Source organism: Acidimicrobiales bacterium (assembly GCA_036491125.1).
Classification (GTDB): Bacteria; Actinomycetota; Acidimicrobiia; order Acidimicrobiales; family AC-9; genus AC-9.
The window spans coordinates 1-3198 of the sequence record DASXCO010000016.1; the positions used below are offsets into that span (position 1 = coordinate 1).

The window sequence follows — 3198 nt, forward strand, 5'->3', positions numbered from 1 at the left end:
GACCAGGTCGAAAAGGAGCCCGGCACCCTGCTGTACGCCATGAACCGCTCCAAGGATGATCCCGACGCCTTCTGGGTCTCGGAGCTCTATGCCGACGACGACGGCTTCGCCGCCCACACCGGCAGCGACGCTATGGCCGCGGCCGGGCCGACCCTCGGCCCGCTCATCGCCGAGAGCGAACTGACCATCGGCGAGCCCGTCCGGGCGAAGGGTCTGCCAGTTACCCCCTGACGGGACGGCAGAGGGATCCCCAGATGCCGGCCAATCCGGCCGGCGAACGACCAGACCACGCCACCTGACCCGTGGTACGACGATGGCAGCCACGAGGGATCAGGTAGCGCGGTCTGGTGCCTCAGAGTGAGCGCACCGGGACGATCGCGCAATGGTCTCCGCGGACTATTTGTCCCGAACGACGAGCTAGTTCTTCCGTCAGGAGCGTCAGGAGAAGAGCCCCTCCCGGGCCAGTCGGGCCAGCGCATCCGAGCGATCCCGAACGTGCAGCCGTCGATAGGCCGAGCGGACATGAGTCTTGACCTCGGTCCCGCTCATGCCCAGTTGGCGGCTGACCGCGCTGGCCGGTTCCCCCCGGGCCAGCAACTCGAGGATCTGGCTCTCGTGCTCGGTCAGCCCCAGGTGCGCGCCCGGCCACCGGGGTGACAGGTCCTCGTCCGGATCGAGCCGGCGGCCGCCGGCCAGGGCCGGGTCCACCGCGATGCCCCCCCGACTCACCTCACCGAGCGCTTCGACGAGGTCCGGCCCGGCGATGGTGTCGAGCAGGAACCCCGCGGCGCCCCGTTGGAGGGTCAACCACGTGTAGCGGGCCTCGTCCCGGTGGGCCAGCACGACGACCCGACACTCGCCCAGCGCCGTCGCCATACGAGCGACCTGGTCGAGCCCGTCGGGTGCATCGAGGCGAGTACCGAACAGCACGATGTGTGCCTGCGAGCGCACCGCCTCTGCCGCAGCGGTATCGGTGCCGCCGACCTCGCCCACGACCCTCACCCGCGAACGGAAGGGGCGCAGCACGGCGGCCATCCCGGCTCGGGCAATCGGCTGACCGCTGACGATCAACACTCTCAGGCCGGGCTGCGGACTGGGGTTCATCAACCGGTGCTCACGGTGGTTGCGCCGAAGCGCAGCTTCTCCTTGTCGAGGTCGAGGGGGGCAACCTGGACGGTCTTGTCGCTTTCGTCCAGGAGGTCAAGAGGAACCGCCCACATCACCTCGAACTCGAGCCCATCTGGGTCGCGGGCGTAGAGGCTCTTGCTCACGCCGTGGTCGCTGGCACCGACCAGCGCCGCCCGTTCAGTCAGGATGCTCCGCAGACGGTCGAGCTCGTCGAGGGTGTCCACCTGCCAGGCCAGGTGGTACAGCCCGACGGTGTTCCTGCCCGCGAGGGACGCGCCAAGCTCGTCTCCGACGCTGAACAACCCGAGATCGTGGTCGTTGTCCGAGCCCGGCGACCGGAGGAAGATCGCCTGACCATCTCCGACGGCGTGGCGGACGATCATTCCGAGCGCCTCGGTGTAGAAGGCGGCGCTGCGTCGAGCGTCCCGGACATAGAGCACGGCGTGGTTCAAACGGGCGATCGGCATCTCATCTCCACTTCCGGGCGCCCCTCACAGCGACAGCCCGCCTACGGAGCAGCACCACTGCACCGTCGATCATTCCACGGCACGCTCGGGTCCTAGAGACCGGCTGCGGGCGGGTCGTCGCCCGACAGCTGCGCCAGCTGGCGCTGCAGCTCGTCCAGGCGGGCCTGAAGGAGGGCCACCTCGGCCGCCACCACGGCGAGCGACGGCTTGCCAGCCGCGGTGCGCGCGATCGCATCTCCCCTTTCCGCACCGACGGCCGCCGGTGCTCGCTCTGTCAGCCCCGGGGATGCGTCGGGCTCACAGTCGCTGACGACGCCGATGACGCCGCCAAGACGCTCGGCGAAGCCGGGGAATGTCAGCGCCGCCGACCATCCTGCGCAGCCGGCGCAGGTGGGTTGGAGCTGGCGCCAGCCGGACAGCCCGGTCCCGCTGTCGGCCAGCATCGTCGCCGGCCGGCCGCACCGGCAACGACCGACGCGGACTCCCCGCACCCGCTGCCGGCCATAGCGAAGACCGTCCTGGTAGCGAATGTAGCTCCCGGTCACCGCCACCTCGAGCAGGACCGTCGGTCGGTACCTGGTCTCGCACGCCATGGCCCGAGCCGGAGCGAGCGAGTGAAAGCAGTAGAACCCGCAGCTACACGTGCGCTTCGGTGGCGCATGCCGGCGGCTCCAGACACAGGCGGCCTCGGCTACGGGACCGTAGACACGTTGACCACCGATCGACAGACCGGCAAAGCCGGCGAACCGATCATCAGCTGCCAGGAACGGATAGGCGAGCTTGTACCCCGTCAGCGGACCCGTCGGCTGCTCGACGGGGAGCGAGCGGCGGATCAGCGACCGCATCTCGTCAAGCGGTGGGAGTGGGCTGATCCTTGGGCGTAGTCCGAGGCGAATGCTGCTGAGCGACCGGGCGCTCCTCTTCCCGGAGAGCGTCGATCGGATCCTGTGACGCGGTCGAGAGCTCGGCCGGCTCTTCGATGAAGCCCTCCGCCTCGATCTTGCCGAGTCGCATTGTCACCCTCCCTCTCTCGCGGTGCCAGTCGGCAGACCGGCTCGTGGACACCGGTGCGTCGTCGCCCGATGCCGATAACAGGATACGTCGCACGTCGACGGCCGGCTCGGCGACGGCCAGCCGGCGCCAATTGACCCCTTGTCCTCGTGGAAGCGCGCGCGTAACCTCCGCGAAGAGCTCCGATAAAGGATCTCTCCGGGTCGTTCGACGACTCGGCGGCGAGGGGGGGGACATCGCGCTGAACGGCTCGGGCGGAGCTCGGTTCCTGAGTCGTCATCCATCACCGGGCATAGATCGACGTCTCTCTGCGTTACAGAGCGTCCCGACGGAGTATGCCGACGACAGCGAGGACCATGAACCGACTCTCCAGACAGACACAGGACTACGGACCCGACTTCTTGGACCATCAGCGCCAGTTGCTCCTCGAGGAGCGGGCCCGACAGCAGCAACTCGCCGAGCGACTGCAGGCCGACGTGGCCGAGCTCACCGCAGAGCGCGGCATGAGCGACACCGACGTCGAGGACGGTTTCGGTGAGGGCGCTGGCATGGTGGTGGACCGCGACCGTGACCAGGCCCTGCACGCAGCTAC

General features: G+C 68.8%; 6 protein-coding genes. 2 read left to right on the forward strand and 4 right to left on the reverse strand.

Translation table 11 applies throughout. The features are described from left to right. Nucleotides 1-231, forward strand: a 231-nt coding sequence (locus VGF64_01005) for an antibiotic biosynthesis monooxygenase (protein HEY1633307.1), incomplete at its 5' end; no start/stop codon positions are given. A 207-nt stretch (nucleotides 232-438) separates the two neighbouring features. Here the strand turns inward: VGF64_01005 and VGF64_01010 are convergent. From VGF64_01010 to VGF64_01025, 4 genes are all read right to left on the reverse strand, one after another. Next, nucleotides 439-1104: a response regulator transcription factor gene (locus tag VGF64_01010; GenBank protein HEY1633308.1), complete on the reverse strand. Its 666-nt coding sequence runs from the start codon at nucleotides 1102-1104 to the stop codon at nucleotides 439-441. Continuing rightward, nucleotides 1104-1595: a VOC family protein gene (locus tag VGF64_01015; protein HEY1633309.1), complete on the reverse strand. Its 492-nt coding sequence runs from the start codon at nucleotides 1593-1595 to the stop codon at nucleotides 1104-1106. The genes VGF64_01010 and VGF64_01015 overlap by 1 nt, the downstream gene beginning before the upstream one ends. Nucleotides 1596-1687: 92 nt before the next feature. After that, nucleotides 1688-2440: a hypothetical protein gene (locus tag VGF64_01020; GenBank protein ID HEY1633310.1), complete on the reverse strand. Its 753-nt coding sequence runs from the start codon at nucleotides 2438-2440 to the stop codon at nucleotides 1688-1690. 4 nt (nucleotides 2441-2444) lie between these two features. After that, nucleotides 2445-2609, reverse strand: a complete 165-nt coding sequence (locus tag VGF64_01025) for a hypothetical protein (protein HEY1633311.1) — start codon at nucleotides 2607-2609, stop codon at nucleotides 2445-2447. A 353-nt stretch (nucleotides 2610-2962) separates the two neighbouring features. Between VGF64_01025 and VGF64_01030 the strand changes: the two genes are divergently transcribed. Further along, nucleotides 2963-3198, forward strand: a 236-nt coding sequence (locus tag VGF64_01030; GenBank protein HEY1633312.1) for a hypothetical protein, incomplete at its 3' end; no start/stop codon positions are given.

Excerpts from the sequence above, each read along its gene's own strand:
- VGF64_01010 (HEY1633308.1), bottom strand. The coding sequence starts at position 1,104 with ATGAACCCCAGTCCGCAGCCCGGCCTGAGAGTGTTGATCGTCAGCGGT.
- VGF64_01020 (HEY1633310.1), bottom strand. The coding sequence starts at position 2,440 with ATGCGGTCGCTGATCCGCCGCTCGCTCCCCGTCGAGCAGCCGACGGGT.
- VGF64_01025 (HEY1633311.1), bottom strand. The coding sequence starts at position 2,609 with ATGCGACTCGGCAAGATCGAGGCGGAGGGCTTCATCGAAGAGCCGGCC.
- VGF64_01015 (HEY1633309.1), bottom strand. The coding sequence starts at position 1,595 with ATGCCGATCGCCCGTTTGAACCACGCCGTGCTCTATGTCCGGGACGCT.